This window comes from Promicromonospora kroppenstedtii (genome assembly GCF_044389675.1).
GTDB lineage: Bacteria > Actinomycetota > Actinomycetes > Actinomycetales > Cellulomonadaceae > Promicromonospora > Promicromonospora kroppenstedtii.
In genome coordinates, this window is the sequence record NZ_JBIRYI010000006.1 from 80,954 (window position 1) to 104,356 (window position 23,403).

At 75.0% G+C, this 23,403-nt stretch carries 22 protein-coding genes; 13 read left to right on the plus strand and 9 right to left on the minus strand.

All coding sequences use genetic code 11. The features are described from left to right. Window positions 1–18 precede the first annotated feature (18 nt). The 4 genes from ACH47X_RS11035 to ACH47X_RS11050 all read left to right on the plus strand — a co-directional run bounded on the left by ACH47X_RS11035 (window position 19) and on the right by ACH47X_RS11050 (window position 3,819). Window positions 19–1,245 carry a YibE/F family protein gene (locus ACH47X_RS11035; protein WP_397404152.1) on the plus strand — a complete coding sequence of 409 codons (1,227 nt, stop codon included), beginning with the start codon at window positions 19–21 and terminating at the stop codon, window positions 1,243–1,245. Window positions 1,246–1,325: 80 nt separating this feature from the next. Further along, window positions 1,326–2,222 carry an NADP-dependent oxidoreductase gene (locus tag ACH47X_RS11040; protein ID WP_397404154.1) on the plus strand — a complete coding sequence of 299 codons (897 nt, stop codon included), beginning with the start codon at window positions 1,326–1,328 and terminating at the stop codon, window positions 2,220–2,222. Window positions 2,223–2,293: 71 nt separating this feature from the next. Then, a complete protein-coding gene (locus tag ACH47X_RS11045) occupies window positions 2,294–2,926 on the plus strand; it encodes a TetR/AcrR family transcriptional regulator (protein ID WP_397404156.1) in 633 nt (210 codons plus the stop codon). Beyond that, window positions 2,923–3,819, plus strand: coding sequence for an alpha/beta fold hydrolase (locus ACH47X_RS11050; RefSeq protein WP_397404158.1), 897 nt, complete (start codon window positions 2,923–2,925; stop codon window positions 3,817–3,819). Before ACH47X_RS11045 ends, ACH47X_RS11050 begins: the two co-directional genes overlap by 4 nt. 69 nt (window positions 3,820–3,888) lie before the next feature. Here the strand turns inward: ACH47X_RS11050 and ACH47X_RS11055 are convergent, their stop codons facing one another. After that, window positions 3,889–4,743: a TetR/AcrR family transcriptional regulator gene (locus ACH47X_RS11055; RefSeq protein WP_397404160.1), complete on the minus strand. Its 855-nt coding sequence runs from the start codon at window positions 4,741–4,743 to the stop codon at window positions 3,889–3,891. 168 nt (window positions 4,744–4,911) lie between these two features. Between ACH47X_RS11055 and ACH47X_RS11060 the strand changes: the two genes are divergently transcribed. Continuing rightward, window positions 4,912–5,763 (plus strand): SDR family NAD(P)-dependent oxidoreductase, encoded by an 852-nt coding sequence (locus ACH47X_RS11060; RefSeq protein ID WP_397404162.1) that lies wholly within the window; start codon window positions 4,912–4,914, stop codon window positions 5,761–5,763. A 23-nt stretch (window positions 5,764–5,786) separates the two neighbouring features. Here the strand turns inward: ACH47X_RS11060 and chrA are convergent, their stop codons facing one another. From chrA to ACH47X_RS11080, 4 genes are all read right to left on the minus strand, one after another. Beyond that, window positions 5,787–7,031, minus strand: a complete 1,245-nt coding sequence (gene chrA / locus ACH47X_RS11065) for a chromate efflux transporter (protein ID WP_397404164.1) — start codon at window positions 7,029–7,031, stop codon at window positions 5,787–5,789. After that, window positions 7,031–7,453: a hypothetical protein gene (locus ACH47X_RS11070; RefSeq protein ID WP_397404166.1), complete on the minus strand. Its 423-nt coding sequence runs from the start codon at window positions 7,451–7,453 to the stop codon at window positions 7,031–7,033. The genes chrA and ACH47X_RS11070 overlap by 1 nt, the downstream gene beginning before the upstream one ends. Window positions 7,454–7,531: 78 nt before the next feature. Further along, a complete protein-coding gene (locus ACH47X_RS11075; protein ID WP_397404168.1) occupies window positions 7,532–8,644 on the minus strand; it encodes a LacI family DNA-binding transcriptional regulator in 1,113 nt (370 codons plus the stop codon). Between the two features lie 272 nt (window positions 8,645–8,916). Further along, complete coding sequence (locus tag ACH47X_RS11080) at window positions 8,917–9,945, minus strand: FUSC family protein (protein WP_397404170.1); 1,029 nt, start codon at window positions 9,943–9,945, stop codon at window positions 8,917–8,919. 100 nt (window positions 9,946–10,045) lie between these two features. Between ACH47X_RS11080 and ACH47X_RS11085 the strand changes: the two genes are divergently transcribed. Continuing rightward, window positions 10,046–10,522 carry a hypothetical protein gene (locus ACH47X_RS11085; protein WP_397404172.1) on the plus strand — a complete coding sequence of 159 codons (477 nt, stop codon included), beginning with the start codon at window positions 10,046–10,048 and terminating at the stop codon, window positions 10,520–10,522. Window positions 10,523–10,716: 194 nt separating this feature from the next. Here the strand turns inward: ACH47X_RS11085 and ACH47X_RS11090 are convergent, their stop codons facing one another. Further along, on the minus strand, window positions 10,717–11,559 hold the full coding sequence (locus ACH47X_RS11090; protein ID WP_397404174.1) for an alpha/beta fold hydrolase: 843 nt from the start codon (window positions 11,557–11,559) through the stop codon (window positions 10,717–10,719). 132 nt (window positions 11,560–11,691) lie between these two features. Here ACH47X_RS11090 and ACH47X_RS11095 point away from each other — a divergent pair, with 132 nt between their 5' ends. After that, on the plus strand, window positions 11,692–11,895 hold the full coding sequence (locus ACH47X_RS11095) for a hypothetical protein (RefSeq protein ID WP_397404176.1): 204 nt from the start codon (window positions 11,692–11,694) through the stop codon (window positions 11,893–11,895). 123 nt (window positions 11,896–12,018) lie between these two features. Here the strand turns inward: ACH47X_RS11095 and ACH47X_RS11100 are convergent, their stop codons facing one another. Next, entirely contained in the window at window positions 12,019–12,816 is a 798-nt protein-coding gene (locus ACH47X_RS11100) for a DUF899 family protein (RefSeq protein WP_397404178.1), read from the minus strand. A 177-nt stretch (window positions 12,817–12,993) separates the two neighbouring features. Between ACH47X_RS11100 and ACH47X_RS11105 the strand changes: the two genes are divergently transcribed. Continuing rightward, window positions 12,994–13,935: a D-2-hydroxyacid dehydrogenase family protein gene (locus ACH47X_RS11105; protein WP_397404180.1), complete on the plus strand. Its 942-nt coding sequence runs from the start codon at window positions 12,994–12,996 to the stop codon at window positions 13,933–13,935. A 31-nt stretch (window positions 13,936–13,966) separates the two neighbouring features. Here ACH47X_RS11105 and ACH47X_RS11110 read toward each other — a convergent pair whose 3' ends face one another. Beyond that, window positions 13,967–14,326 carry a GntR family transcriptional regulator gene (locus ACH47X_RS11110; RefSeq protein ID WP_397404182.1) on the minus strand — a complete coding sequence of 120 codons (360 nt, stop codon included), beginning with the start codon at window positions 14,324–14,326 and terminating at the stop codon, window positions 13,967–13,969. A 270-nt stretch (window positions 14,327–14,596) separates the two neighbouring features. Between ACH47X_RS11110 and ACH47X_RS11115 the strand changes: the two genes are divergently transcribed. From ACH47X_RS11115 to ACH47X_RS11125, 3 genes are all read left to right on the plus strand, one after another. Next, window positions 14,597–15,637, plus strand: a complete 1,041-nt coding sequence (locus tag ACH47X_RS11115; protein WP_397404184.1) for an N-acetylmuramoyl-L-alanine amidase — start codon at window positions 14,597–14,599, stop codon at window positions 15,635–15,637. Window positions 15,638–15,709: 72 nt separating this feature from the next. Continuing rightward, window positions 15,710–16,663, plus strand: a complete 954-nt coding sequence (locus ACH47X_RS11120) for a hypothetical protein (RefSeq protein WP_397404186.1) — start codon at window positions 15,710–15,712, stop codon at window positions 16,661–16,663. An 84-nt stretch (window positions 16,664–16,747) separates the two neighbouring features. Continuing rightward, window positions 16,748–17,395 (plus strand): TetR/AcrR family transcriptional regulator, encoded by a 648-nt coding sequence (locus tag ACH47X_RS11125; protein WP_397404188.1) that lies wholly within the window; start codon window positions 16,748–16,750, stop codon window positions 17,393–17,395. A gap of 87 nt (window positions 17,396–17,482) precedes the next feature. On the opposite strand, the gene ACH47X_RS11130 is transcribed toward ACH47X_RS11125, so the two are convergent. Further along, a complete protein-coding gene (locus tag ACH47X_RS11130) occupies window positions 17,483–19,888 on the minus strand; it encodes a glycoside hydrolase family 3 C-terminal domain-containing protein (protein WP_397404190.1) in 2,406 nt (801 codons plus the stop codon). Between the two features lie 145 nt (window positions 19,889–20,033). Here ACH47X_RS11130 and ACH47X_RS11135 point away from each other — a divergent pair, with 145 nt between their 5' ends. Both ACH47X_RS11135 and ACH47X_RS11140 read left to right on the plus strand, forming a co-directional pair. Continuing rightward, window positions 20,034–21,335: an MFS transporter gene (locus ACH47X_RS11135; RefSeq protein WP_397404192.1), complete on the plus strand. Its 1,302-nt coding sequence runs from the start codon at window positions 20,034–20,036 to the stop codon at window positions 21,333–21,335. Next, window positions 21,332–23,188: a glycoside hydrolase family 3 protein gene (locus ACH47X_RS11140; protein ID WP_397404194.1), complete on the plus strand. Its 1,857-nt coding sequence runs from the start codon at window positions 21,332–21,334 to the stop codon at window positions 23,186–23,188. Before ACH47X_RS11135 ends, ACH47X_RS11140 begins: the two co-directional genes overlap by 4 nt. The last annotated feature ends 215 nt before the right edge of the window (window positions 23,189–23,403 follow it).

Here is a 23,403-nt window from a genome sequence, read left to right on the forward strand (position 1 = left end):
GTGGGCCAGTATGTCCGCATGGCGCACGCTCCCTCGCACGGTACGGCGGGTCCTGCCGCGCCGAAGACCACGTTCTTCCTGGTCATGATCCTGGTCTCGGCGCTGCTCGCGACGCTGGCCGGGCTCTGGCTGCTGTGGCCAGCGGGGACCGACGTGCCCGACCGGGTCCCGGCCCGCGCCGAGGGGACGTCGTTCGTGGACGTCACCGTGGCCGGTCTCGCGGACCCGGCCACGGGAGCCGTCCCGGTCGAGCTCGCGGACGGCACCACCTCCCGGATGCAGTCCCCGGGACCCTCGGTCCCGCTCGAGCCCGGGGACCGCATCACCGCCGTCGACATCTCGCAGGTCTCCCAGCCCGGCATCGACCCGCTCGTGTTCCTGGACTTCCAGCGCGAGCTACCCATCGCCCTGCTGGCGGTCGCCTACGCGCTGGTGGTGCTGCTCGTCGCGCGCTGGCGGGGGCTGGCGGCCATGGCCGGGCTGGGGCTGGCGTTCGTGGTGCTCCTGGGGTTCACGATGCCGGCCCTGCTGGCAGGGCAGAACGCGTTCGGCGTGGCGCTGGTGACGTCCTCCCTGATCATGTTCGTCACCCTGTACCTGGCGCACGGGTTGTCCGCGCGGACCTCCACCGCCCTGCTCGGCACGCTGGTCGGCCTGGCGCTGACGGCGGGCATCGCGGCCTGGGCCGCACGGGCCGCGCAGATCACCGGCACCACCGACGAGGCCTCCGCGTTCCTGCCGTCCAGCGCGCCCGGCGCGGACCTGCGGGGGATCGCGCTGTGCGGCATCGTGCTCGCCGGCATGGGGGTGCTCAACGACGTCACGATCACGCAGGCCTCGGCCGTGTGGGAGCTGCGCGGCGTCGCACCGACGGCGACCCGGGCCGAGCTGTTCACGAGCGCCATGCGGATCGGGCGCGACCACATCGCCTCGACCGTCTACACGATCGCCTTCGCGTACGTGGGCGCCGCCCTGCCGCTGCTGATGATGGTCTGGCTCGTCGACCAGTCGCCGGCCACCGCCCTGACCTCGGGAGAGATCGCCGAGGAGGTGGTCCGCACCCTCGTCGGCTCCATCGGCCTCGTGCTCGCCATCCCGGTCACCACGGCCATCGCGACGCTCACCGTCCCGGGGCCGACGGCGGAACCGGCGGACGGCCCGGGCCTCGAGCCGTCGTCGGACCCGGAGCTGATGGCGCCCGTCTCGGAGGCCTGGGCCGCCGAGGCGCGTACCCCGGGTTCCTGAGCGGCGGGGCCGGTCCCGGCACGACGTCGGCTCGCTCACCCCGTCGTGCCGGAGACTGTCCTGGACAGAGAGGACGCACCATGCGCGCAGTAGTTTTCGACGAGTTCGGCGGTCCCGAGGTGCTGCACCTCGGCGAGGTCCCGGAGCCGCAGGCCGGATCCGGGCAGGTCCGGGTGCGGGTCGAGGCGGTGGCCCTCAACCCCTTCGACGGCAAGGTTCGCTCGGGAGCCATGGAGTCCGCGTTTCGCACGCGCCTGCCGGGGTCGCCCGGGCTGGAGGCGGCCGGCGTCGTCGACCAGGTGGGGCCCGACGTCGCCGGGGTGGCTCCGGGCGACCGCGTCACCGGATGGACCAGCCGCGGCGCGGCGGAGCTCGCCCTGCTGAAGCTGTGGGCGCCCGTGCCCGACGGGCTCGCCGTCACCCAGGCCGCCGCGCTGCCTGTGGCCGGCGAGGCCGCGCGGCGCTCGCTGCGGATCCTGCGCCCGACCGCGGGCGAGACGCTGCTGGTGCACGGGGCCAGCGGCGTCATCGGCTCGCTGGTGACCCAGCTCGCGGTGGCGGCGGGCGTGCGCGTGATCGGCACGGCGTCGCCCGACAACCAGGACCGGGTCGCGGGTCTGGGCGCCACGCCCACCACCTACGGCCCGGGACTGGTGGACCGCGTCCGAGCGCTCGCCCCCGCCGTCGACGCCGTGCTCGACACCAGCGGCCGCGGCGTCCTCCCCGACAGCATCGAGCTGCGGGGCGGCACCGACCGCGTGCTGACCCTCGCGGACGACGCGGCCCACGGGCTGGGCGTCGAGTTCACCGAGCGGTCCGAGCCGTCGGCCGACGACCTCGCCGACCTGATCGGCGCCGTCGTCCGCGGTGACGTGTCGGTGCCCGTCGCGCACGTGCTTCCACTCACGGAGGCGGCCCGGGCCCAGGCCCTGGTCGACGGCGGGCGCTCCGGCGGCAAGGTCGTGCTCGTGCCCTGACGTCTCGGTTTCCTCCGTGGGGCCCATCCGTAGTGACCCATGGGGTACTTTGGGTCACTACGGAGGTGCGTATGCCCAGACCAACCATCCCGGACCGCCGGGAGACCCTGCTCGACGTCGCCGAACGGCTCGTGCTCGACCGCGGCTTCGACGCCATGTCCGTCCAGTCCGTGGCCGACGCCGCGGGCGTGAGCAAGGGCGGCGTCTACCGCGAGTTCGCGGGCAAGCACGAGCTGCTCGACGCCGTGCTGCAACGCTCGACCGCCCGGCTCGGCGACCGCGTGGACGCGCTGACGGCGCACCTGCCGCGCCCGGTGCCGCTCAGCGCGCTGTACCGCGCGGGCGTCGAGGCGCTGCTGGACGACCCGCTGATGTCCGCCGCCGTGCTCGACGACCGCGCCGTGCTCGGCGACCACGTGCGCGCCGTCGGCCCGGACCGGTACCGCGCCCGGTTCCGCTGGATCACGGGGCACATCGAGGAGCTCAGGGCCGCCGGGCAGGTGCGCGCCGACGTCGACCCGGAGGCGGTCTCGCTCGCGCTCTCCAGCGTGACGATCGGGCTGCTGTCGGCGTCGGCGCTGATCGGGCCGCTGACGTCCGACCAGCTCCGGGCCGCGCTCGGGGTGGTCGCGGAGCTGGTGCGGGTGGGGATCGACGGCGGGCGGGGTGGGGCCGGGACGATCCCTGACGAGGAGGAGCGATGACCGAGACGTTCGACGAGGTGCGCGACCTGACCGTGGCGGGCGGACCGGTCCGCTTCTACAGCAGCGGGCGGGCCGACGCACCGCCGGTCCTGCTGCTGCACGGCGCGATGCTCGACACCGCCGAGCTCGACTGGATGCACGTGGCACCCGCCCTGGCCGAGCACTTCCGGGTGCTGGCGATCGACCTGCCGCGGCACGGCGGCAGCCGCCCCTGGCCGGGACGGGTGGACCAGGGGCTGCTGCAGCGGATCGTGATCGGGCTGCTCGACCAGCTCGGTATCGAGCGGACGGCACTCGTCGGCCTGTCCATGGGCGGCGGTGTCTCGATCGGCACCGCGCTCGACCACCCGGAGCGCGTCAGCTCCGCGGTGCTGCTCGCGCCGGGCGGGCTGGGTGCGCGGCGTCCGGCGCAGTTCCTCACCTGGCTGTCCACGCGGACGCCCGGCGTCCTGCGCGCGACGACCGCGTGGCTGGCCCGGTCGCCCCGCGCGGTGCGCCGGTCGTTCGAGGACAACCTCCAGCACGGCGCCGGGACGCCGGGCGTCGAGCGCGCCGTCGAGCTCGCGCAGCGCGAGGCGGAGCAGAAGTATCGGCACCGCGAGCCCGCGCTCGACGACTGGCAGGCGCTGTCGTTCGGCCCGTGGGCGATGCGGACGGACTTCCTCCCGGAGCTGCACCGGATGGCGGTGCCGACGCTCTGGGTGCGGGGGTCGGCCGATCCGCTGGTGCTCCAGCCGGAGCTCGACGCCGCCGTGGCCGCCGTGCCGGGTGCGCGGATGGAGGTGCTGCCCGACGCCGGCCACGTGTCCACGCTGGACCAGCCGGACCGGGTCGCGGCGCTGGTCCGGGAATTCCTGACCGAGCACGCGGGGACGCCGGAGCCGGGCCGCTGACCCTGGCGGGCGCCGCGCGGCCGCGGGGAGTGCGCTTCTACCCAGCGATCTGGCCCGAAACGAGGGCCGTCACGGGCCGATTGGCTGGGTAGAAGCGCACTCCACGCAGCGGGTGGCTTCGCGGACCAGGCCCTCGATCTCGGCGGTCAGCAGGGTGCCGCCGTCGAGACCCATGGTGTCGAAGCCGCCGACCAGCTCCAGCGACACCAGCCCGTGCACGCGATACCAGATGGCCAGCGCCAGCCGCAGTGCACCGGGCGGGGTCTCCGGCGGGGCCCCGAGCGTCCGGCCCCACCGGGACAGCTCCGCGTCGAGGCCTTGCCGCGTGCCGGACTCTCGCCCCGTGCCGGATCCGAGGGTGCGGCCAGTGCTGCCCGCGGTACCCGCGCCGCCAGTGCTGCCAGTGCTGCCAGTGCTGCCAGTGCTGCCCGCGCCGCCCGCGCCGTCCCGCTCCAGTTCCTCGAGCGCCGTGACCAGCGCGAGCATGCTCTGGGTGATCGGGCCCACGTGCTTCAGGGGGTCCACCGCCTCGCGCCGGACGCCGGTGAAGAGCATCGCGTACCGGCGCGGGTGCTCCAGTGCCCAGCGGCGCCACGCGTGGGCGATCGCGGAGACCCGGTCGGCGGCGGGGCGGTCCGACGTCGCGCCCGCCGCGGCCTCCACGGCGGTGCCGAGGCCGGTGTACCCGGCCAGGACCAGGGCGTCGAGCAGCGCCTCACGCGAGGCGAAGTAGTGGTAGAGCGCGGGCGGCGTCATGCCCATCGCCTTGCTCACCGAAGCGATCGACAGGCCGTGCGCGCCGCCGGTGTCGACGAGCTCCAGGGCCCGCTCCACGATCTCGTCGACCGTCTGCCGGCGGAGGCGCTCGCGGCGGGTCGGGGGCCGCGTCGTCGCGGGCCGGGTGTCGACGTCGTCCACTGGCATGCCGTGAGCCTAGTGCTCCGTCGCACTGAGGTTCTGTTCAGACCGCGAGCTCGTGCCCGTAGGAGCGGGCTTGAAACGTTGCAGCATCGTGGCTTGAACAGAACCTCAGAGGGCCGACCCGTGCGACCTCGGCAACGGGTCACCAGCCGGCCTGGCACGATGGCGCACATGAAGGCTGACCCCCGGCCACACGCCGCACCGCCCGCCGCCGCGGGAGGCACCCGCACCTGGTTCGTCACCGGCGCGAGTCGCGGTCTCGGACGCGCCGTGACCGCGGCCGCCCTGGAGCGCGGCGACCGCGTGGCGGCCACCGCACGCGACCTGGCGACCCTCGACAAGCTCGTGGCCGAGCACGGCGACGCCGTCCTGCCGCTGCGTCTCGACGTGACCGACCCGGACCAGGCCCGGGTGGCCGTGCGGACGGCGGCCGATGAGCTGGGCCGCCTCGACGTCGTGGTGAACAACGCGGGCTACGGGTTGTTCGGCACCGTCGAGGAGATCACGCCCGAGCAGCTCCGGGCGCAGCTCGACGTCAACCTCTTCGGCGTGCTGCACGTGACCCAGGCGGCGCTCCCGGTCCTGCGCGCCCAGGGCGCGGGGCACATCGTGCAGGTGTCCAGCTCCAGCGGCGTCGCGGCCTGGCCGGGTCTCGGCGGGTACAGCGCCTCGAAGTGGGCGCTCGAAGGGCTGTCGGAGTCGCTGGCCCAGGAGGTGGCGGGGTTCGGCATCCACGTGACGCTCGTCGAGCCGGGGCCCGTGGACACCGGGTGGCGCGGCGCATCGGCGGTGCGCGCGGCGGAGCTCCCGGCGTACGACGCGCTGCGCGCGGCCGCCTGGCACCCGCCGGGCTCGTCGTCCCCGGCGGACGTCGCTCAGGTGATCCTCGCCGTGGTCGACGCCGACGAGCCGCCGCTGCGGATCCTGGTCGGCGACCTCGCCGTCGACGCCGTGCTGCCGATCACCCAGGAGCGCATCACCGCCTGGCGCGGCTGGGAGGACCTGGGCCGGTCAGCGGGCTGACGCCACCCCGCGCGGCACCCAGGTCACAGGAACGCCCAGCCCAGCACCCCCGCGACGAGCACGACCGCCCAGGGCGGCGCCGACCACCGGGTCAGTGCGACGAACGCGGCGATCGCGAGCGCCAGCGCCACGACCGGGCTGGACGCGCCCAGCACGCCCTGCGTGAACACCGGGTCGTAGAGCGCGGCGGCCAGCAGCCCGACGACGCCGGCGTTCACGCCGGCCAGGGCCCGCCGGGCGCGGGGTGCGCCGCGCAGCCGCTCCCAGAACGGCAGCCCGCCCACCACGAGCAGGGCCGACGGCAGGAAGATCGCGACGAGCGCGATCGCGGCGCCCGCCACGCCGGACGGGCCGGACGTCGTGACCGCGCCGAGGTAGGCGGCGAACGTGAACAGCGGGCCGGGCACGGCCTGCGCCGCCCCGTACCCCGCCAGGAACTGGTCGTGCCCGACCAGCCCCGACGGCACGAGCTCGGCCTGGAGCAGCGGCAGCACCACGTGCCCGCCGCCGAACACGAGCGACCCGGCACGGTAGAAGACGTCGACGAGCCGGGCCACGCCGCCGTCGGTCGCCGCGGCCAGCAGGGGCAGTGCCACGAGCAGTGTGCCGAACGCGACCAGGCAGGCCACCGCGGCGCCCCGGCCGACGCGGACCGGGAACGGTTCGGCGGTGCCGTCGTCGGACAGGGAGCCGAGCCAGGCGAGGCCGGCCACGCCGGCCAGGGCGATCACCCCGACCTGGCCCAGCGCGACGGGGATCCCGGCGACCGTCGGCAGCAGGAGCGTGATGACGGCCGCCCCGGCGGCGATGGTCGCGCGCCGCGCGTCCGGGGTCAGGGTGCGGGTCATGCCGAGCACGGCCTGCGCGACGACGGCGACGGCCGCCGCCTTGAGGCCGCCGATCCACCCGGCACCGGCGCCGTCCCCGAACGCGGTGACGCCGTAGGCGAAGGCGACCATGAGCACCGCCGAGGGCAGCGTGAACCCGGCCCACGCCGCCAGCAGCCCGCGCACGCCCGCGCGTTGCAGGCCGATCGCCATGCCGACCTGGCTGGAAGCCGGGCCGGGCAGGAACTGGCACAGCGCCACGACGTCGGCGTAGGCCTGGTCGCCGAGCCACTTGCGGCGCACGACGAACGCGTCGCGGAAGTAGCCGAGGTGGGCCACCGGCCCGCCGAACGACGTCAGGCCCAGGCGCAGGAACGCGACGAACACCTCGCCGGCGGTTCCGGGGCCGGCCGGCGCGGGCACGGGGGAGCGGGAGGTCATCAGCGGGCGCGCCAGCCCGGCAGCAGCCGGTCCAGGACGTCGGCCAGGGGCATGGACTCGCCGTCCTTGCCGCCCGCGCCGAGCGTCAGGGGCGGACGGCGCGCCTCGGGCCGGACGCCGCGCATGCGGTCGAGCAGGCGCAGGGGTGCGGTGAGCACGTAGAAGTCGCCGGTCGTGCTGACTCCGGCGCTGCGGTCGACGCGCAGGTACCAGCCGCGCAGCCCGGTGCGGGCCGTGCCGCGCCCGCCGTAGCCCTGGACCACGAGGTCCTCCGGCTCGAGGCCTGCGGCCTGCGCGGCGGCGGCGAACTCGTGCAGCATCGTCTCGGCGCGGGCATGCTCGGCGTCCTGTCGCGCCGCGAGCCGGTCGGCCTGGACCCGGACCGCCTCGGCGCGCTGTCGCGCCCACTCGTCGTCACGCATGCGCGCAGTCTCGCACTCCTGGGTGACGTCGGGGTGCGCCTTCCTGCGGTTCGGGCGGCACGGACGACCCTGGCCCGCTCAGGCCCCGGCGCCCACCGGGGGCGGGCACACCGTGTCGCCCTCGACGGGTAGGCACGGGACCGTGAGCTGCCGCGCGGGGCCGTCGTCGAGCAGGTCGAGCAGGAGGTGGACGGCGGCGCGGCCCAGGCCCTCGCGGGGGAGCGTGAATCGGGTCCAGTCCCGGGTGCTCACGAGCTCGGCGTCGGCGCCGCGGGCCGACAGCGGCGGGGACGGCTCGCCGAGCAGGACGACGGAGAGGTCCGCGGGAATCCGTACCCCGGCGCGGACGGCGACCTGCTCCAGCGCTGCGATCGTCCGGTCGTTCTCGCCGGGGTCGACCAGCAGGGCGGTCACGCCGTCGGCGCGCCAGGTGGTCAGCAGCATCGTCAGGGGCCCGCTCAGCAGGTCGAGGACCTGGTCGACGGGCGGCGACGAGCCGACCGGGAGCACGTGCACCGGCTGGTCCGGCAGGCCGGCGTCGGCCACGCCCGCCCGGAAGCCGGCCTCGCGGTCCCGGGTCGGCTCCTGGTCGTCGTCCGGCCGCAGGTAGGCCAGGCGGCGGTGCCCCAGGCCGGTCAGGCGGAGCACGAGGTCCCGGGTGGCGGTCCCGTAGTCCGGGGCCACGTAGGACAGCTCGACGCCGGGGAGCTCACGGCGTCCGACGAATACGAAGGGGAAGTCGTCGCGGACCAGCTCGGCGAGGTCCGCGTGGTCGACCTGACGGCCGAGCAGCACGCAGCCGTCGGCGACCTTGAGCCGGTTGATGCCGTCGGAGTAGATGCGGCGCGGGCCGGGGGTGACGGAGCTGAACAGCAGCAGGTCGTACCCGACCTCGGCGGTGGCCCGCTCGACGCCGAGCAGGAACGGGTAGTAGAAGTCGCGCTGGTCGGTGGGGAAGACCGACTCGAACGTGTACAGGCCGAGGATATGGTTGCGCCCGCCCTTGAGGCTGCGCGCCGCGGTGTTGACCGAGTAGCCGAGCCGCGTGGCGGCGTCGAGCACGGCGGTGCGCGTGTGCTCGGCCACCTGCTCGCTCCCGTGGCCGCCGCTGATCACCAGGGATACGGTCGCCTGCGAGACCCCGGCCGCGCGCGCGATGTCCACCTGTGTGGCACGTCGTCGTGGACTCATCGGTCGCTCCTCTGGTGCTCTGCAAGGGGCCGAACACCGGGCCCTAATTCACATTAACTACCGGCAAATACCACGTTATTGACCGATCTACGGACCCGTCAAGCGGCCGGGACCGGCCTGCGCCCAAGTTCACCCCTTGCCAGGCAAGAATCATCCTGGACGAGCGATCGATCGCGTGATCTTACGTCGATCCGACCGGTTCTGTCGGCCTTTCTGCCTGCCCGGACGGCGGCCGGACGGCGACCCGCTGGCGGGGGCCGTACGGGCGGGCATCAGCCCTCGGCGTCCTGGCGCCGCTCATGTGTGAGCAGGGTGATCACGACTGCCACGGCGACCCCCACGACGGTGTCGATGGCACGGTCGCTGACCAGCCCGGACACCGGGACGGGGTGTGCCAGGTGCGTCATCGACAGGGCGAGCGGCGTGATGAACAGCATGGCGACCGCGTAGTTGCGGCCCACGTAGAGCTCGGCGCCGGCCTGCAGCAGCGCGGCGACCGCGATGACCACCAGCGGCGGCGGCGCGGCGGCCAGCAGGACCCACGCGATGACCACGCCCACGAGCGTGCCCGCCAGACGCTGGGCCGCGCGCAGGAGCCGGCCGGAGGCGTCGGGCGCCGACATCGGTACGACCGCCGCCACCATGGCCCAGTAGGGGTGCCCGACCGCCGTGGCGACCGCGCCCGCGACGGCGACGCCGGCGGCGTAGCGCACCAGGTAGTGGGAGAGGGGCCACTCGGGGCCGGGTGCCGGGGTCGGCGTGAGGGCAGGGGCCGGCTCGAACCGCGTGAAGCACGCCGTCAGCACGAGCGCGAACAGGACGGCGGCGACCGCGACGGCCAGGGCGACCGGGAGCTGTTCGGGCCCGGCGGGCACCGACGAGCAGGCGCCCAGTGCGAACACGGGGAACAGCGGCCCGGGCGGGTGCCAGCGCAGCCGGTGGGACACGATCGCGACGCCGGTGGCCCAGAGCGCGGCGACGGGCACCACGAGCCAGCCGGTGCCGGGGACGGCCGAGCCCAGGACGGCGAGCAGCGTGCCGGCCAGCACCGACGCCACCAGCACGGCGCCGGCCTGGACCTGCGACACCAGGCGCGGCCGGATGGGCACGGTGCGGCCGAACAGGCTGGTGAACGCGCCGAACGTCGCGTAGAGCGACCACTCCAGGTGCCCCGTGGCCCACAGGACCAGCATCGGTACGGCCACTGACGTCGCCGCCCGGAGTGCCACCGGGAGCTCCCCGCCGTACGGCCCGACGTGCACCATCCGGCGCAGGTGGGGGAGCAGGGGGCGCGAACTCATGACCTTTGCATCTTCCCACGCGGCGGGGTAGGGAAGACCCCACGCACGTCCGGAGGACAACCGCATGGGCCCCACGTGTCGCTCTGACCAGGATGGACAGATGACCGAACCCGCATCACCCACCTTGCTCACAGCCCCGCCGCTGCGCACCGCCGCGGCGGGCGGCTTCGCGCTCGCCGTCCTGGCAGGCATCGCCGAGACCGCCGTCGCCGTCTCCTCGGTCGTCGCTCGGCAGGGGGCCGACGGCGCCCTGCTCACACAGGCCGGCGTGCGTGGGCTGATCTTCGCCGCTGCGCTGGCCTGCGCCTGGAACCTCGCCCGCGGCCGAAGGTGGGCATGGTGGGCCCTGCTGCTCGGGCTCGGCGTCGTCGGCCTCGGCTCGATGCTGCTGCCCATGGCCGCCCTGCTGGCGGACGGCGCCTCCTGGTCGACCGTCTTCGAGGGCGACGTCTCGCCGGCCTTCCCCGTGATCCGAGCGCTGCACATCCTGTTCGTCCTGGCGGGCGTCGGACTGGCGCTGCACCCAGCGGTCCGCGCGAGCCTGGGCGCAGGCGCCCGGGACCGCCAGCCGTACTGACCCGGCACCTGCTGCGCGCGGGCTGAGCCGACCAGGCACCTGCTGCCAGAACCGGCCTGGCCCTGGCAGCAGGTGCATGGTCGGCTCAGCCGGCCGGTGTCCCGGCCGGCACCGGAGCCGTCGCGACGTCGAAGACGTGCCCGGCTGCCGCGTGGGGGGCTACTGCGTGCCCGACGGCCGCATGCGGGGCGCGGCTACCGCCGCAGGAAGTCGGTCACCACGGCAAGGAACTCGTCCGGGGCCTCGTCGTGCACCATGTGGCCCACGCGGATCTCGACGAGCCGGCCGTGGGCCACACCGTCCGTGAGCTCCGCGAGGTCGGCCTGGTCCACGTTGCTCGTCGGGCCGCCCGCGACCACGAGCACGGGCGCTTCGATCCTGAGCGCGTCGTCCCACCAGGCCGGGTCGGGGTCGCCGCGCTGGGCGCGCAGCGCGTTGACGAGCGGCCAGTCGAACGGGACGGGGTGGTCCGGTTCGTCGAACGGCTCGAACCGCGGCCCGCCCGGCCGGGGCGGGGCGGCGTCCTCGAGGACGAGGCGGGTGACGGGGGCCATGGTCGCATCGGTGGCGTCCGCCTCGGCGGCGGCCGGTGAGGCGGCGTTCAGGGCGGTGGTGACGAGAGCAGCGGTGACGGCGCCCATCGAGTGCCCGACGATCGCGAGGCCCCCCGCGGCGGTGATGCCGAGCGTGGCGCAGAACGCGAGGGTGTCGGCAGTCATCAGCTCGTACGAGTACTGCCCGGGCCGCTCGCTCTCGCCGTGGCCCCGTGCGTCGGGGGCCAGGACCCGGTAGCCGAGCGCCGCCAGGTCGTCGAGCAGGGGATCCCACGACAGCGAGCTCTCCCCGAGGGCGTGCAGCAGGAGCAGAACCGGGGCGGCGGGGTCCCCGGCCTCGCGGTAGGCGAGGCGTAGGCGGGCGGGTGCGCCGACCGTGTCCGGGACGGTGCCGGCGCCCGGGGTGGCCGGGTCTTCCGCCCGCGAGACGGGTGCGTGCTCGACGTCGACGTGCCGGACCGGGTGCTGCGCTGCGGTGGTCATCCGCGCAAGTATGCCGAGCCTGCCGACCTCCTGTGACCAGCGGGAACAACGCAGCGCGAAAATCCGCTGACCGCGTACGGGTGCGCCCGTTACGGTCGGGCGTCGCTGACGCACCGGACGGAGGTGAGACGCGTGAGCAGCAACAAGAAGAACCGCACCCGGCACAAGCACGCACTCCCGGCCCACGCCGTGCGGGAGCGCGCCGAGCACGCCCGGTCGGGCGCGGCCGGTGTGCACACCGACCAGCAGACCCGGGCCTACCGCACCGGCGCCACCAACCGTGTGGGATCACGCTCGGCCCGAGTCCGCGCCGCGATCCGAGCCGACCTGCGCTGACCGCGCCGGGGCTGCCCACCGAAGTGCGCTTCTACCCAGCCATTGGGCCCGAAACCACCGGGAGTTCTGCTCCTGATGACTGGGGAGAAGCGCACTTCCAGCCTGGCGCCGGGCCACGCCCCGTCAGTGGTCGTGGGGCGCGCCCGCCACCACCGGGGTCGCACCCGGGCGGGACCACTGCACGGCCGGGCGGCCGCCGGACCAGCTGTTGCCGGTGCCGTCCTCGTCCGTGCGCCAGAACCAGCCCGGGACCTTGCCCTCCGGCCAGCCGTCGGGCGAGTCCTGCCAGGACTCCAGGCGGCCGCGCGCCGTCATGTCGAGCAGCGCCAGCGCCGGCATCGTGGCCTCGGCACCGCGCCCCGTCACGGAGTTGGTCAGGTACACCCGGTAACCCTGGCGCAGGAAGCACAGCCAGGTGCCGAACTCGCCGCCGCCCAGCACGTCCTCCGTCGTCGCCAGCACCGAGTACCAGTGCCGCGGGTACCCCATGAACTCCACGAACGGCGCGAGCTCCCCGTACGGCGCCTTCGCGACGACCGCGAACGAGACGCCGCGCGCGTTCAGGTACGCCGGGTCCTGCACCGCGAAGTACGTCAGCGTGCAGCCCTCGCACTGGTTCTCGAACGGCTCGCCCGCGTGCCACATGTGCTTGTAGACGACCAGCTCCTCGCGGCCGGCGAACAGGTCCAGCAGCGTGGCCTCACCGTCCGGCCCGACGACGACGGCGGCCGCGTCGACCTCCGTCATCGGCAGCCGGCGCCGCGCCGCCGCGATCGCGTCGCCCTCGTGGGTGTGGGCCTTCTCCCGCACGAGCAGCTCGTCGCGGGCGGCCTGCCAGGTGGCGTGGTCGACGACGGGCGGCACGGCGGGCTCGTCGGCGACGCCGCCCGGGTCGGCGTGGTGCGGGTGTGTCGCGGTCATGGTGCGCTCCTTGTCCGAGGGGACGTGTCCCTGGGTAGACGACGGGCCGCGCCGAAGGTCATCGGCCGGTCCCACCAGGACGACGAACGGCCCCGCCCCCGAACGACACCGCCCCCCCCGAACAACACCCCCGAACGACGCCCGCCCGCCCCGCTCGGTGCGCCTAGGGTGGCCCGCATGCGCATCGCCGTCCTCGACGACTACCAGCAGGCCGCCCACCGCCTCGCCGACTGGGACAGCCTCGGCGCCGACGTCACCTTCCACGCCGAGCACCTCGCCGACCCCGCGGCGCTCGCGGCGGCGGTCGCGGGGTGCGACGTCGTCGTCGCCATGCGGGAGCGGACGCCGTTCGACGCCGCCACGCTCGACCTGCTGCCCGACCTGCGGCTCCTGGTGACGACCGGCCGCGCCAACGCCTCGATCAACCTGGCGGCGGCCGCCGCGCGGGGTGTGGTGGTGTGCGGCACGGACTCCCCGTCGTCGGCCACACCGGAGCTGACCTGGGCGCTGATCCTGGCCGTGGCGCGGCACCTGCCGCAGGAGGACGCGCGCCTGCGCGCGGGCGGCTGGCAGCACACGATCGGCACGGACCTGGCCGGCCGCACGCTCGGCGTGGTGGGCCTCGGCCGGCTGGGCACGCAGGTCGCGCGCGTCGGCGCGGCGTTCGGCATGGACGTCGTGGCCTGGAGCACCAACCTGGACCCGGACGTCGCGGCCGAGCGCGGCGCGCGGGCCGTGCCCAAGGACGAGCTGTTCTCGACGTCGGACGTCGTGACCGTGCACTACAAGCTGAGCCCGCGCAGCGTCGGCGTGGTGGGGCGGACGGACCTGGACCGGATGAAGCCGACGGCGATCCTGGTCAACACGTCCCGTGGACCCCTGGTGGACACCGCCGCGCTCCTGGACGCCCTGCACGCCGGCCGGATCGGCGGCGCCGGCCTGGACGTGTACGACGTCGAGCCCCTCCCCGCCGACGACCCGCTGCGCTCGGCCCCGCGCACCGTGCTGACGCCGCACCTCGGGTACGTCACCGAGGGCACGTACGCCACGTTCTTCCCGCAGGTGGTCGAGGGCATCGCGGCCTGGGCGGCGGGGAGCCCGGTGCGGCTGCTCGGCTGACCGGACGGCGCGGCCCGCCTGGCGGCGCCTCCTACCGCAGCGCCGCCGAGACGATCTCCAGGGCCTCGGCCCGCCCGAGGCCCAGCGCGTGCGCCGTGGCGGCGTACTGCGCGGCGGCGTCCCGGGCCAGGGCGAGTCGCTGGTCGCCCGCCGCACTGACGAAGGTTCCCGCACGGCCGCGCGTCTCGACGAGCCCGGCCGCCTCCAGCTCGCGGTACGCGCGCGCGACGGTGTTGACGGCGATGCCCAGGTCGGCGGCGAGCGCCCGCACGGTCGGCAGGCGGGCGCCGACGGGCAGGGTCCGGTCCGCCATCTGCTGCGCGAGCCCGGTGCGCACCTGCTCGAACGGCGGGACGGGGGAGTCGGCGTCGATGCTGATCACGCCCGCCACAGTACAAGCGCGGAGCGGCTGCGACCGGCCGAACGGGTGGGGTCGGTCCGGCCGGCCCGTTCGCACGACGCGGAGCCCGGTCCGGGCCGGACGGCGGTGGCTCGGCCCCGCCGGGCGAGCCTTCAGGACGACCGGACCGCGCGGGTGCCGCGGCGGTCGATCGTGGGGCTTCGCATCGTGGTGAAACGCGCGGTTCCCGGGGGTCGCCTCTCCCACCCCGCGGTGGTAGACATGTACGACATATGCGGAACATGGCTCTAGGGGGGAACCGTGGCTGAGGCGTACGAGATCAAGGGTGAGGACGGGACCGTGCTGGAGGTGCTCGCCGCCGACGACGAGCCGCGGGGCGAGGCGGCGGAGCCCTACACCGCTCCGGAACCGGCTGAGACGCCCGAACCGGCCGAGGACCCGGAGCCCTCCGTCGAGCCCACCGCCACGGTGAGCATCGCGTCGCGCGCGTCCTGGGGTGCGCGGTACCCGGACGGCGACCTGACGCTGACCGGCCCCGCCGTCGAGGTCTGGGTGCACCACTCGGTCACCGCGCAGCTCCCGTCCGACGCCACCGTCGCCGCCGAGGCGGAGCAGATGCGGGCCCTGGAGAGCGTGGGCCAGACCCGGTTCGGCACCGGCATCTCGTACAACGTCGTGATCTTCCCGTCCGGCCGGGCCTACCAGGGCGTGAGCTGGAACCGCCGCGGCACCCACACGGGCGGGCGCAACAGCACCTCGCGGTCCATCTGCTTCGCCGGCAACTACGAGGCCAACAGCCCTACGGCCGCCCAGATCTCGACCGCGGCCGCGATCTACGGGTACGGCAAGGACCGCTGGTGGACCCAGGGCGCGCCGCTCGGCGGCCACCGCGACGTCTCGCAGACCGCCTGCCCGGGCCGCAACCTCTACGCGCGGCTCGACGACATCCGCGCGGGCGAGGGCTCGACGCCGCCCAGCCCGGGGGAGCCTGGCGGCCTGATCGTCGACGGCTTCTGGGGCTCGTCCACCACCCGCCGCCTCCAGCAGGAGCTCGGCACCCCGGTCGACGGCGTCGTCTCGTCGCAGAGCGTGGCCTGGCGCGACGTGAACCCCGGCCTGACCACGGGCTGGCGCTGGGTCCCCGACGCCCAGGGCTCCCGCGTGATCGCGGCCCTGCAGCGCAAGATCGGCATGGCGTCGGGCGACCGGGACGGAAAGATCGGCCCGCAGACCATCCGCGCCCTCCAGCGCTACCTCGGCACGCGGGTCGACGGCGTCATCTCGCGCGAGTCCAGCGCCGTCATGGCCCTGCAGCGCCGGCTCAACCAGGGCCGCGTCTAGCAAGCGGGGAGACCAGGCCGAGTCCGGGCCGGTCGACGACCTCGCCCGGCGATCACGGCTAGTCTCGCGTCCATGACCGACGCCGCCCAGCGCCCCGCACCCGACCAGCCCGCCGGCCGCCCCGCGCCCGACCCGATCCCGCTCGGCTCCGCGCCCCGGCCCGCCCTCGGCGCCGACCTCGAGGCCCGGATCCGCGCGACGCTCGCGGACGAGGTCGGCGGCCAGGCGCTGGGGCTGGACCGGGCGCCGATCACGGCGGAGCTCGACGGCGCCGACATCACGTCCGCCGTCATCGACCTGTCGGGCGTCGTCGTGCGTCTGCCCGAGGCCGCCACCCAGCCCGCCCGGCCCACCTACCCCGCACAAGCGGCCCAGGCCGCCCAGCCCGGGTCCGGCGACGAGCGCTGGCGCCCCGAGGTGGTCCGGCGGGAGCCCGGGAACCTGCACCACCTGCGCCTGGACGCCCACCAGCTCGTCGCGGTCGACCTGCCCGTGGACATCACCGCGGAACTGACGGACCTGCGGTTCGACTGGGTCGAGGGAGCCGACGGCCGCGTCGGCATCCAGCCCGTCGAGCCCGACGCCGACCACCCGGTGTCCGGCCACGCCCGCATCGCCGTCGACAAGGCCGGCCTGGTCGCGACGGTGCGCGGCGTGGCCGCCGTCGTACTGCAGCAGCAGGGGATCACGCTGACGGCGCTGGACCTCGACGTCGTCTCGCAGGGGCCGCGGGCGGCCACGTTCCGGATCGACGCCGCCATCAAGAAGGGCGTCTTCCTGTCGGCCCGGGTGCAGGCCACCGCCTCGGTCAGCATCGACGAGAACCTGGTGCTCGCGGTGCGCGACGTGCGGCTGAACAGCGGCAACCCGATCGTCGCGGCGCTGCTCGGCACCGTGCGCGGCAAGGTCGAGGCCGCCACGAGCCGCGACATCGACCTCGCCGAGAAGCTGCCGGACGGCGTCCGCATCGCCGACGTCCGCCTGGACGTGGGCGCACAGCTCGTGGCCAGCGCGCGCCTCGCCTGAGCCGGAGGTGCAGCGCAGGGTGCGGGAGCGGAGCCTGGCGGGCCCGACGCCGTCGCGCGGCCCCGGCCGGGGTAGTTTGGGCGCATGTCCGTGAGCGCTCAGACCGGCCCGTCCACCAGGACCGGCCCCACCAGCGGCCAGCGTGGTGGGTACGCCAAGGGCCGTGCGACGCAGCAGGAGATCATCCGCACGGCGATCCTCGTGTTCGCCGACGTCGGTTTCCACGGCGCCTCCCTGCGGGACATCGCGGCCCGGGTCGGCATCTCGCACCCGGGCCTGCTGCACCACTTCCCGAACAAGGCCGCCCTGCTGGAGGCCGTGCTGGAGTACCGCGACGCGGTGGACGAGCAGTCCTTCCAGGAGGACCTCGAGCGCGGCTCGGACTACTTCGAGGCGATGCTGCACCTCGTGGAGCGCAACCGGCTGCGCCGTCCGCTGGTCGAGCTGTTCGCGGGCCTGTCCACGGAGGCGACGTCGCCGGACCACCCCGCGCACGAGTACTTCCGCCGTCGCTACCAGCGCGTGCTGGACGAGCAGTCCCGGCTCCTGCGGGAGCGGGCCGTGCGGGGCGGCCTCGCGCCCGGCGTGGACCCGGACCAGGCGGCCCGCACCGTGGTGGCGCTCATGGACGGGCTGCAGGTGCAGTGGCTGCTGTCCCTGGACCGGCCCGCCGCCGAGCGCGTGGACATGGCCGCCGACCTGCGCGGTTACCTGGACCTCATCCTTCGCTGACCTGGTCTCGCGCTGAGAGCGCGGGGCCGGCGCCGGGCTCCGGCCGAGCCCGGCGCCGGCCCCTTGCCGAGCCCGGCGCCGAAGACGTCAGCCGTTCGCCTCGGCCAGCAGCGCCGTGAGGCCGGCGCGGTCGAACCCGCCCATGCCGAAGTCGGCGATGACCGTGAGCGGCATGTCGCCGATCATCCCGAGCATGTCGTCGGCCACGCCGCCGCCGTGCACCAGGGCCTCGATCCGCGGCCCGACGACGGGGTGGCCCATCGCCTCGGCCACGGTGGACAGCGGCTCCAGCGGCAGGCGCACGTCCTCGCCGTCGACCACGACGGTGGCCGAGCCGCGCAGGTCCCGCGACGACGCGCCGACGGCGACCTCGAACTCGCCGCCCTCGACCACCCAGCGGCGCAGCGCGGGGTGCCAGTAGGCCAGGTCGCGACCCGTGAGGTCGAGCGTGACCTCGCGGGACTCGCCCGGCGCGAGGTTGACCTTCGCGAAGGCCTTGAGCTCGCGCTCGGGGCGCTGCACCTGCGAGGCCGGGTCGGCCACGTAGGCCTGCACCACCTCGGCGCCCGCGCGGTCGCCGGTGTTGGTCACGGTCACGCGCACGCGCACCGCGGCCTCGTCGTCCGCCACGGCGTCCGTACGGAGCACCTCGGCGGCGACGCCGGAGTAGGCGAACGTGGTGTACGACAGGCCGTGCCCGAAGGGGTAGGCGACGTCCGCCCGCCGCGCGTCGTACCAGCGGTAGCCCACCAGGAGGCCCTCGCCGTACCGCACGTGGCCCAGCTCGCCCGGGAAGTTGCCGTAGGACGGGTTGTCCTCCAGCCGCAGCGGGATCGTCTCGGCCAGACGCCCGGCCGGGTTCACCGCGCCGAGCAGCACGTCGACGACGCCGGAGCCGCCCGCCTGGCCGCCGAGCCAGCCCTCGACCACGGCCGGGGCGAGGTGCTGCCAGCCGGCCACCGAGACGGCCGAACCGTTCGCCAGCACGACGACGACGCGGGGGCTGACCGCCGCGACCGCCTCCAGCAGCGCGAGCTGCTCGGCCGGCAGGTCCAGGTGCGCTCGGTCGAAGCCCTCGGACTCGTACGAGGCGGGCAGCCCCAGGAACACCAGCACGGTCCCGGCGGCGCCGGCCACCGCTACGGCCTCGTCGCGCAGGGCGGTGGCATCCGTGCCGGAGCCGGCGTCGGCGCCGTCGACCGTGTAGCCCGCCGCGAACGGCACCTCGGCGCCCGTCGCGGCGCGCAGCGCCGACAGCGCGTCGTCCAGCCGGGTGGGGTTGACCTGGGAGGAACCTGCGCCCTGGTAGCGCGGCGTCCGGGCCAGCTCGCCGATCACGGCGACCCCCTCGCCCGAGGCGAGCGGCAGCAGCGGGGTGCCCGCGCGCCGGTCGAGGTCGTCGGGACCCGGCGAGGTCTCGGCCGGCCCGGCCACCGGATCGTTCTTCAGGAGCACCGTTCCCGCGGCCGCCGCCTCGCGGGCCAGGGCGTGGTGGGCGTCGGCGTCGAAGCCCTCACCGGAGGCCCGCGCGGCGTCCAGCGCGGGCAGCGAGCGCGCCACCAGGCCCAGCACGCGGCGGGCGGCGACGTCGACCACGGCCTCGTCGAGCTCGCCGGCGCGGACGGCGGCGACCACCTCGGCGTCGGTCCGGCCGCCGGTGGCGGGCATCTCCAGGTCGAGCCCGGCGGCCACGGCGGCGACCCGGTCGCGCACGGCGCCCCAGTCGGAGACCACGAGACCCGTGAAGCCCCACTCGTCGCGCAGCACCTCGGTCAGCAGCCAGTGGTTCTGCGAGGCGTAGACGTCGTTGATCTTGTTGTACGAGCACATCACGGTCCACGGCTGCGCGCGCTTGACCACGCGCTCGAACCCGGGCAGGTAGATCTCGCGCAGGGTGCGCTCGTCGACGTCGGCCGAGACGCGCATGCGGTCGGCCTCCTGGTTGTTGGCCGCGAAGTGCTTGAGCGAGGTGCCGACGCCCTGGGACTGGATGCCGGCCACGAGGGCCGCGCCGAGCTCGCCCGAGATCACCGGGTCCTCCGAGAGGTACTCGAAGTTGCGCCCGTTCAGGGGCGAGCGCTTGATGTTGATGCCGGGGCCGAGCAGCACGGCGACGTCGTTGGCGCGCGTCTCGCGGCCCAGCGCCTCGCCCACGCGACGCAGCAGGGCGGGGTCCCAGGTGGAGCCGAGCGTGGCCGCCGGCGGGAAGCAGGTGGCGGGCACCGACGTGCCGAGCCCCAGGTGGTCGGGGGACTCGGCCTGCTTGCGCAGGCCGTGCGGGCCGTCGGTGACCATGACGCCTGGAACGGTGACCTCGGGCCGGTCGACGGGCTGGGTGGTCCAGAAGTCCAGGCCTGACAGCAGCGAGGCCTTCTCCTCCAGCGTGAGGGCGGCCAGCGCGTGCTCGACGTCGAACACGCGGCTGCCCGCCGAGGGCGAGATCTGGGGCGATCCCGCGGCTGTCCGGGCCTCGGTGGTCTCCTCGATGGTCATGGGTGCGCTCCTTAGCCTGGTCTCTTGCGTTGCAAACCTACCGAGTGGTAGAAATTCAAAAACTACCACCCGGTAGCCGTTGGGAACAGCGGCCCGCCGGGAGCCCGACCAGCCGGGGCAGAGCTGCCCCACCCAGGAGTCCTCCATGGCAACCCTCGATGCGCGTCCCGCGCAGCACGACCCCACCGTCGCCGCGCCCCGCCGCGCGGGCGGTACCGGCCTCGTCATCGCCTACGTGGCCGCGTTCTTCGCGCTCTACGTGGCGCTCCTGACCCCGGTGATCAGCACGCTGGCGCTGCGCGTCAGCGCCCTGTCCACGCCGGAGTCCCGTGCGGCCGACCTGGCGCTGGTGACCGGTGTCGGCGCGTTCTTCGCGTTCGTGGCGAACCCGCTCGCGGGTGCGCTGTCCGACCGCACCACGTCCCGCCTCGGCATGCGCCGCCCCTGGCTGCTGTGGGGCGTGCTGCTCGGCTCGGCCGGTATCGCGGTCATCGCGCTCGCGCCCAACATCGCCGTGGTCGCGATCGGCTGGGCCGTCGCGCAGACGGCGTTCAACGGCACGCAGGCCGCCCTCCAGGCCCTGCTGCCGGACCAGGTCTCCGAGCGCCTGCGCGCCCGCGTCTCCGGCTGGCTGGGCATCGCGCAGAACTTCGCGCCGCTGGCCGGCATCGCCATCGCGGCCTGGCTGACGGCGGCCGGCGCCGGCTCGGTGTGGCTGTTCCTGCTGCCCACGGCGCTGGCCATCGTGGGCGTTCTGGCCCTGGTCGCCGTCCTGAAGGACCGCCGCCTGGACCCCGCCGACGTCGAGCCGTTCCACCTGGGCCGCTTCCTCGCCGGGTTCTGGGTCTCGCCGCGCAAGCACCCCGACTTCGGCTGGGCCTTCACGGGCCGGTTCCTGCTGCTGTTCGGCTTCGCGCTCTACAACAGCTACCAGGTCTACTTCCTGCAGGACCGGTTCGGCATGGACGAGCCGACGGCGCTCGGCTGGCAGCTGCGCCTGATGGTGCTCCAGGCCGCCGTGCTGCTGCTGGCCGGCTCGGCGGGCGGCGCGCTGTCGGACCGCACCGGCCGGCGCAAGGTCTTCGTCATCGTCTCCACCGTGCTGGCGGGCGCGGGCCTGCTCGTCTTCGCCTTCGCAGGCGCGCCCGAGCACCTGTACGTGGGCGCCGGCCTGTTCGGCGCGGGACTGGGCGCGTACTTCGCCGTCGACCTGGCGCTCGTCACCGACGTGCTGCCCAACAAGGACACCGAGGCCGCCAAGAACATGGGCGTCTTCAACATCGCCAACGCCCTGCCGCAGTCGCTCGCCCCGGCCATGGCCCCGGCGCTGCTCGCGATCGGCCCGGCCTCCGGGGCGGGCGGCAACTACACCGCGCTGTTCCTGGTGGGCGCGCTGGTGGCCGTCGTCGGCGCCGTGAGCACCATGTTCATCCGGGGTGCGCGGTGACGGCGGGCGCGGAGGCCTACCGCGACCCCGCGCTGCCCGTCGCCGAGCGGGTCGCCGACCTGCTGGGGCGCATGACCCTGGCCGAGAAGGCCGGGCAGATGTTCCAGACCATGGTCGAGGTCGGCCCGGGCGGCAGCCTCGCCGACGCGCCGTCCGACCACGGCATGCCGGGCACGTCCGACCTGGTCGTGGAGCGGCACCTGACGCATCTCAACGTGCTCGCCGCGCCGCCGACCGCCCGCGAGTTCGCCGTCTGGCACAACCGCCTGCAGCGGCTCGCCGTGGACACCCGGCTGGGTATCCCCGTGACCGTGGCTTCCGACCCGCGGCACTCGTTCACCGACAACCCGGGCGCCGCCCTGCTGTCGGGGCCGTTCTCGCAGTGGCCAGAGACCCTGGGCCTGGCCGCGACCCGCGACGAGCGGCTCGTCGAGGAGCACGGCGACGCCGCCCGCCAGGAGTACCTCGCCGTCGGCATCCGGACGGCGCTGCACCCGCAGGTCGACCTCGTCACCGAGCCGCGCTGGGCCCGCGGCGGGGGCACCTTCGGCGAGGACGCCGACCTCACCGGGCGCCTCGGCGCCGCCTACGTACGCGGCCTGCAGGCGGGCGGCGATGTCGCGCGTGCCGCCGGGCTGGACGGCAACTTCGGGCCGGCGAGCGTCTCCACGATGACGAAGCACTTCCCGGGCGGCGGCCCGCAGCTCGACGGCGAGGACCCGCACTTCGCCTACGGCCGCGAGCAGGTCTACCCCGGCGACCAGTTCGACCTGCACCTGGAGCCGTTCAAGGCCCTGCTCGCCGCCGGGACCCGCCAGATGATGCCGTACTACGGCATGCCGGTGGGGCTCCGCGCGGACCTCGGCTCCGGGCCCGAGGACGTCGAGCAGGTCGGGTTCGGGTTCAACCGCGGCGTGCTGACCCGGCTGCTGCGCGAGCACCTCGGCTTCGACGGCATCATCTGCACCGACTGGGGCCTGGTGACCGACGCCCGGATGTTCGGCCTCCCGTTCCCGGCCCGCGCCTGGGGCGTGGAGCACCTCAGCCCCCTGGAGCGGGTCGCGAAGATCCTGGACGCCGGCGCCGACCAGCTCGGCGGCGAGGCCTGCCCCGAGCACGTGATCGAGCTCGTCGGGTCCGGCCGGGTGCCCGAGGAGCGGATCGACGCCTCCGTGCGGCGCCTGCTGGCCGAGAAGTTCGAGCTCGGGCTGTTCGACGAGCACCGGTACGTGGACGAGGACGCCGCCGCCGTCGTCGTCGGGCGGGCCGACCTGGTCGCCGCCGGGCGACGGGCGCAGTCCCGCTCGGTGACGGTGCTGCGCAACGCGGGGCCCGGGGGAGCGGGGGTCCTTCCGCTCGAGCCGGGCGTGCGCCTGTATGCGGAGGGCGTGCCGGACGGCGAGGTGTCCGGCTTCCGGCGGGTCGCCACACCGGTGGAGGCGGACGTCGCGTTGCTGCGCCTCGAGGCGCCGTTCGAGGAGCGCGGTCCGGGCTTCGAGAGCTTCTTCCACGCGGGGTCGCTCGAGTTCGCCGACGACGTCGTGGCGCACGTCGCCGAGGTGGCCGCCGCGGTACCCACCGTGGTGGACGTGCACCTGGACCGGCCGGCGATCCTCACGCCCCTGCTGCCGCACGCGGACACCCTGGTCGTCACGTTCGGCGTGGGCACGCCCGCGCTGCTCGACGCGCTGACCGGGGCGGTGCCGCCCGAGGGGCGCCTGCCGTTCGACCTGCCGCGGTCCGCCGTGGCGGTCGAGGCGTCCCGCAGCGACGTCCCGTTCGACACCGCGGACCCGCTGTTCCGCTTCGGTGCCGGGGAGGGGTTGGGCGCGGAGGACGGCGCGGCGGCGTGACGGGGAGGAGACCCTCAACCTCGACCCGAGGCTGAGCCGCGGGCAACTCTCAACTTCAGGTTGAACCTGAGGCCCGCGGTGTCCGGCCCTGCGACAGCCGCCACGGGCGGGGGGGGGGGGGGGGGGGGGGGGGGGGGCGCGCCGGCCCCCCCCCCCCCCCCCAAAAAGCCACCCCCCCACCACCACAACCACCACCCAACCCCCACCCCCCCCCA

Excerpts from the sequence above, each read along its gene's own strand:
- ACH47X_RS11080 (WP_397404170.1), bottom strand. The coding sequence starts at position 9,945 with ATGAGTTCGCGCCCCCTGCTCCCCCACCTGCGCCGGATGGTGCACGTC.
- ACH47X_RS11050 (WP_397404158.1), top strand. The coding sequence starts at position 2,923 with ATGACCGAGACGTTCGACGAGGTGCGCGACCTGACCGTGGCGGGCGGA.
- ACH47X_RS11075 (WP_397404168.1), bottom strand. The coding sequence starts at position 8,644 with ATGAGTCCACGACGACGTGCCACACAGGTGGACATCGCGCGCGCGGCC.
- ACH47X_RS11060 (WP_397404162.1), top strand. The coding sequence starts at position 4,912 with ATGAAGGCTGACCCCCGGCCACACGCCGCACCGCCCGCCGCCGCGGGA.
- ACH47X_RS11070 (WP_397404166.1), bottom strand. The coding sequence starts at position 7,453 with ATGCGTGACGACGAGTGGGCGCGACAGCGCGCCGAGGCGGTCCGGGTC.
- ACH47X_RS11135 (WP_397404192.1), top strand. The coding sequence starts at position 20,034 with ATGGCAACCCTCGATGCGCGTCCCGCGCAGCACGACCCCACCGTCGCC.
- ACH47X_RS11045 (WP_397404156.1), top strand. The coding sequence starts at position 2,294 with ATGCCCAGACCAACCATCCCGGACCGCCGGGAGACCCTGCTCGACGTC.
- ACH47X_RS11120 (WP_397404186.1), top strand. The coding sequence starts at position 15,710 with ATGACCGACGCCGCCCAGCGCCCCGCACCCGACCAGCCCGCCGGCCGC.
- ACH47X_RS11105 (WP_397404180.1), top strand. The coding sequence starts at position 12,994 with ATGCGCATCGCCGTCCTCGACGACTACCAGCAGGCCGCCCACCGCCTC.
- ACH47X_RS11055 (WP_397404160.1), bottom strand. The coding sequence starts at position 4,743 with ATGCCAGTGGACGACGTCGACACCCGGCCCGCGACGACGCGGCCCCCG.
- ACH47X_RS11085 (WP_397404172.1), top strand. The coding sequence starts at position 10,046 with ATGACCGAACCCGCATCACCCACCTTGCTCACAGCCCCGCCGCTGCGC.
- ACH47X_RS11125 (WP_397404188.1), top strand. The coding sequence starts at position 16,748 with ATGTCCGTGAGCGCTCAGACCGGCCCGTCCACCAGGACCGGCCCCACC.
- ACH47X_RS11100 (WP_397404178.1), bottom strand. The coding sequence starts at position 12,816 with ATGACCGCGACACACCCGCACCACGCCGACCCGGGCGGCGTCGCCGAC.
- ACH47X_RS11040 (WP_397404154.1), top strand. The coding sequence starts at position 1,326 with ATGCGCGCAGTAGTTTTCGACGAGTTCGGCGGTCCCGAGGTGCTGCAC.
- chrA (WP_397404164.1), bottom strand. The coding sequence starts at position 7,031 with ATGACCTCCCGCTCCCCCGTGCCCGCGCCGGCCGGCCCCGGAACCGCC.
- ACH47X_RS11130 (WP_397404190.1), bottom strand. The coding sequence starts at position 19,888 with ATGACCATCGAGGAGACCACCGAGGCCCGGACAGCCGCGGGATCGCCC.
- ACH47X_RS11090 (WP_397404174.1), bottom strand. The coding sequence starts at position 11,559 with ATGACCACCGCAGCGCAGCACCCGGTCCGGCACGTCGACGTCGAGCAC.
- ACH47X_RS11035 (WP_397404152.1), top strand. The coding sequence starts at position 19 with ATGGCGCACGCTCCCTCGCACGGTACGGCGGGTCCTGCCGCGCCGAAG.